The organism is Streptomyces sp. NPDC097981, from assembly GCF_040302565.1.
In the GTDB taxonomy this organism is placed as follows: domain Bacteria; phylum Actinomycetota; class Actinomycetes; order Streptomycetales; family Streptomycetaceae; genus Streptomyces.
The window spans coordinates 1-4,709 of sequence record NZ_JBEORW010000135.1 but is presented as its reverse complement, the minus strand read 5'-3'; the positions used below and the strand labels follow the sequence as shown (position 1 = coordinate 4,709).

Sequence of the window (4,709 nt, the reverse complement as noted above, 5' to 3'; positions counted from 1 at the left end):
CGAGTATCAGCACTTGACGTCGACCATCCGGTCGAGAGCTGAGGATGCTCAGGGCTTTTTCGGCGGGGCCTCGCGACGGCCGGGGTGATCCGCAAGCCGGATCAGGGCCCGGAATCGGTGGGGCGACGCGGCTTGAGATGGGTGTCGCCCGCTATTCTTCGCCAGTCGGACAGCCGTATTCCTTGCCCACGGCATGCCGGTAGGAATTGAAGAGGGCGGCGCGTGCCGTCTCGTAGGCGTCCTTCCCTTGGTCCAAGAGCACATCTCGGTAGGCGTCGTTGAAACTCACGGCGACGTAGAGATCGCCGGGGGAGCAGGCGGTGACGGTGCGGCCGCTTCCTTGCGTGGCCGTCTCGTCGCGTCGCACGCCCTTGGTCATGGCAGGGTCGTTGCTGACGGTCAGGGTGATCCGGGGGCCACCGGGACCTTGGAGCATCACCTCGCAGACCCGTGTCAAGGACCCGTGGCCGGTGACACGCGCCGTGCCAGGTTCCGCCTTCCCCTTGAAGAGGGCGGCTTCTGGCAGCCGGAAGCCCTTCATGCCGCAGGCGTCGGCGGGGGCGGTGTCATCCACCGGACCCTGCAGGCGAGAGGGCATCTTCAGCGCGGTGGTGTCCGCGCAGCCGAGGCCTTCGGCGACGTGCTGGGCAGTGCTCACCGCAGCCCGCGCCAGCGCCGCCGGGCTACTGCGGCCCCGGGTGAGGTTCATCTTGAGCACCGGCACGTCGGCGTGCTGTGAGGCCGGCCGGACTTCCTTGGCGCAGCCTGTGGGCAGCAGCACCCATGCCTGCGTCTGGGAGACCGCTCCGGTGGCTCCGCCTACGAAGTAGGAGGAGGCCGAGGCGTTCTTCCACAGGCGCGAACTGCCCAGCCCGAAATCGGCCTTGTCGAAGGAGAGCTCCGCCTCCAGCAGCGGCTGGTCGCCGCCCAAGAATTTGCTGGTGCGCTGGACCTTGCACGAGAAGGAGTAGTACGGATCCGATTCCTCGTAGAGATCGCTCTGCGCCAGTCTTCCGGGGCCGCCCAGCACGGAGCTCACTTCCGACGAGTTCAGGGCGTCACCGCAGAATCGGTCCTGCCCCAGTATGTCGGTGTTCCACCAGGCGAGCAGCCCGGCACCGCCCAACAGTACGAGGGCGGCCGCCAGCCCGGCGACGGTGCGGCGCCGACGTGCTCGTGGAGTCTTTGCAGACATTGGATTACTTCCGTTCTCGCAGCGCGTCGTAGGCGCTTTCCCGCCCGCTGGTGTAACTCTGCTGTGCTTCGCGCTGGGCGGCACCGACCGTGGTATCCGACTGGTGGGTTTCGTCGCCCCAGCTCTTGAAGAACCGGCTGAGGTCCGTCTGTGCCGCGTCGTTGCCGGAGCTGATGCGTTCCCGGGCCAGCAGGCCCTCTTCGGCGCTGACGCCCTTGAGCCATTCGTTCCAGCATCCGTCGACCACACGCTGGGCCATGTCGCCGACGACGGGGATGCCTGTGATTGCCCCGCCGATGACGTGGTACCCGTAAACGCGCATGTCACCAGCCGCACTGAGCTTGGCATCCCGTTCGCTGAGGTGGACGTCGCCGCCGATGGCGTTGATGGCGCCGTTGACCTCACCGATCTTCGCGGCACGGTTCTTCAGTGCTTCGGGGTCGGACAGGTCCTGCGTGGTGAGCTGCTCGGCCATGTACCGGCGCTCGGACTCGTGCAGGAGGAAGTAGTTCTCCGGGTCCTCGGACACTCCGCGCAGCACGCGCAGCAAGCTGCTCCTGCTGTTCTGGATCTGGGAGCGGTCACCGTTCGCCAGCGCATCGTCCTTGCCGACCAGGTCGCCGGGCCCGTCGCCGGCAATGATGTCCACGATGTCAGGCGAATAGGAGGAGAGCGCCCGGGCGAGGGGACCGCGTACGTTCGCGTACTCCTCGCTCTTGAGGACGTTGTCGCCCTGGCCTTTCAGCTGCCCCTTGTCGTCCTTGCCGTTGCCGTCGCCGTAGTCGAACAGGTTGACAGCCTCATGCATGACGCGAGCCTCGGCCTCCGGGTGCCGTCCGAACTCCGTACTGGCAGACCCCGGCGCATGGCCGGTCGTGGCGCTCTCCAGAGCGAGTCCCAGTCCCGCCCGGACGTCCTTGTCGAAGGTGTCGCTGCCGGTGTGCTCGATGTTCCCCATCCAGTACGTGGTGTCGACGTGGTTCCAGTCGCGGTCCTTTACCAGGTACTGCAGGTTGTCGTTCTTGCCGTCCGGGCCGGGGTCGAGGTAGGAAGTCGTGGCCGCAGGGTCTTTGGACATGATGCCGAGGAGGCCGTCGAGAGGGTCGTTCGCGAACCAGCCCTTGTTCTTGCCGCTGAAGTCGCTCGTCAGATCCCAGACGTCAGGGTTCCCGCCGCGCTTCTTGTCTTCTGCGCTGCGAATGTCGTCGGCCAGGTCGTGCATGAAGGGTGCCGAGTAGCCGTCACCGTTCTGCATGAGCGTGATCAGGCTCTGGTATCCGCGGACTTTCTGGCCGTGGCCGGTGCCGATCTGGGGGCTGTCGGCGATCTGCTTCAGGTCGAACTGTTGGAGGCCGGCCTGCTTCAGCTGTGCCCGGAAGTCCTGGTAGAACTTCGACTTCGGGTCCTGCATGGCGTTGGACAGCGAGCTTGCGAGACCTTTCTGCAGGTCGGTGTAGCGCTGCTGGTTGCCCTTGTCGTCGCCGTATGCGTGGTCGCTGAGCTTGTTGGTCAGCTTGATCGTGTTCTGCGCGCCCATCCCATTGAGGAAGGTCTGGTTGAACTCGGTGCTCTTGGCGTTGTCGCGGAAGGAGCGGTCCAGCTCGGCGTAGTCGGCTGCCGACACCTTGTCGCCGCTGTTGATGCGGGTGGCGATGTCCTCGGCGTTGCGGGCCTCGTAGACCTCGATGTCGCCCTGTGCGTCGGCGTTGAAGCCGTTGAGGGTTCCGTCGTTGCCCTTGCCGAAGGCGTCCTTGTTGCTGTCCACCACGACGGCCTCAAGGGCGATCTTTACCCCGTGGTCGGCTTCGGAGACGGCTTTCACCTGGTCGTTGATGTGCTGCTGCCACTTGTTGACCGCGTCACGGATGGTGGTCTGGCCGTCAGGATCATGATGGTAGGCGCTGCGCTCGGCCGGAGTCAGCTTGGCGTAGTCGAACGCGACGTTGCCCTGCTCCGAGACGGTCATTCCCGCCTTGATCGCGTCGTCGCGCGCGGACTCGACGCGCTTCTTCAGGTCGGCGAACTGGGTGTGGGCATCGCGCAGCAGGCTCGCGACCGCCTTGGCCTGGATCTGGGCGGCGGAGTACTCGTACCGTGTGGCGGCGAAGCTCGTGTGGGCGACGCCGACGCTGACGCCGCTCCAGTCGGGCCCCATGGTGATCTTCTGGACACTGTCGCCGTAACGGGTCTCGACTTTCTTCAGTTCGCCCGCCATCTCGTCCCACTTGCCCGCTGCCGTCGTCAGCAGGCCCAGGTCGGTCGACATCACTTCGTGGTACGTCAACATGTACTGCTCCCCCTCACAGACCGTTGAGCTTCGACTGGGCGCCCAGAGGGCGGAATCCGTCCCCCGTGCCGAGGTCGTTCTGCACGAACAGGCCCGAAGCGCCGCGCAACGAACCTTTTTCAGAACCGAGCCGGCCCATCAGGACCTTCACCTGCTGGTCCCACGTGTCCGCCACCTTCTTCAGGCCCACGGCCGCGTCCCAGCCGTCGAAGCCCTTGACCGCGGTGTTGGTGCTCTCGTCCGCGTGCTCCGTGGCCTTCTTGGTGTTCGGCTCCAGCTCGGTCTCGATGGTGTTGGCGGCAGACCTCTTCTGCGCCGGCGTCGACGCGAAAGTCCCACCGCCACCGCCGTCGGCTGCCGGAACACCGTTGAGCCGCATCGCTGCCTGATCGGCGGCCCTGGCCCTCTCGCTGCCCCACTCCTGCGTGAAGTCCCCCGACACGACCGCCCCCGTTCAACTCAAAACGTTCTTCCCTGCAGACCGTCAAACGGCCCAGCTCGCGGACAAACCACGAACCGACGATGGCGTGGAGGAGCTGCGGTGGCCGCTCGTCGATGCCCGCCGCGTCCGGTACCGCCGCGCGGCAGCGACCACCGGATACCGGGCACGGCGCAGCTCTCCTCGACACAGGGCGTTCCTTGATCCTCTCCGCCGCTTCACGGCAGCGCATTGCCGTCGACCGGCAGTCTTTACCCACCATTCGCTGCCGGTGAAGGACCCTTTGCTGCCTATGGCAACCTGATTGCGCGTCAACGGGTTCGCCGACGCGACGAGAACGGGGGAGTGCGTGACGGAGCGGGAAGCACCGCAAGACCAGCTGACGGGGTATGCCGAGTGCCTGCGCGACGCCTGTACCACCGGGCGCCGGATGACGCGCACCGAGCTGGAGGCACGCCGCGCCGAGGGGGAGCGAGCCGCGGAGCTCGGCCTCATGCTGCGCGTGATGATCCGCGAGCACCTGGCCGTGTCCCAGGAGGTCCTCACCCGGGTGCCGATCCAGCAGGCCGGTTCGCTTCTTGCCGTGACCGAACAGGCAGTAGACGCCTTCGTCGAAGGCTACGAGCGCGCCCAGCACCAGGCCGTGCGCCAGGAGGAGGCCGCACGTCGGGAGTTCATCGACGACCTCCTCTACGGGAGTGTCATGAATCAGGTGGACACCCGCTGTGAAGGGACCCCTGATGGACGCGATGACTGGTCACCTGATCGAGGACGCTGACGGCGTGTCG

General features: G+C 66.2%; 4 protein-coding genes. 1 reads left to right on the top strand and 3 read right to left on the bottom strand.

Annotation, left to right across the window (positions count from 1 at the left end; translation table 11 throughout):
- Positions 1-151: 151 nt before the first annotated feature.
- Genes ABTY04_RS40385 through ABTY04_RS40375 form a run of 3 tightly spaced genes read right to left on the bottom strand, consistent with a single transcriptional unit; the run spans position 152 to position 3,924 of the window.
- Positions 152-1,195 carry a hypothetical protein gene (locus ABTY04_RS40385; protein WP_352218417.1) on the bottom strand — a complete coding sequence of 348 codons (1,044 nt, stop codon included), beginning with the start codon at positions 1,193-1,195 and terminating at the stop codon, positions 152-154.
- A gap of 4 nt (positions 1,196-1,199) precedes the next feature.
- Positions 1,200-3,482: a hypothetical protein gene (locus tag ABTY04_RS40380; protein ID WP_352218416.1), complete on the bottom strand. Its 2,283-nt coding sequence runs from the start codon at positions 3,480-3,482 to the stop codon at positions 1,200-1,202.
- A 13-nt stretch (positions 3,483-3,495) separates the two neighbouring features.
- Positions 3,496-3,924 carry a hypothetical protein gene (locus tag ABTY04_RS40375; protein ID WP_352218415.1) on the bottom strand — a complete coding sequence of 143 codons (429 nt, stop codon included), beginning with the start codon at positions 3,922-3,924 and terminating at the stop codon, positions 3,496-3,498.
- Between the two features lie 346 nt (positions 3,925-4,270).
- On the opposite strand from ABTY04_RS40375, the gene ABTY04_RS40370 reads away from it, so the two are divergent.
- On the top strand, positions 4,271-4,699 hold the full coding sequence (locus ABTY04_RS40370; RefSeq protein WP_352218414.1) for a hypothetical protein: 429 nt from the start codon (positions 4,271-4,273) through the stop codon (positions 4,697-4,699).
- Positions 4,700-4,709 lie beyond the last annotated feature (10 nt).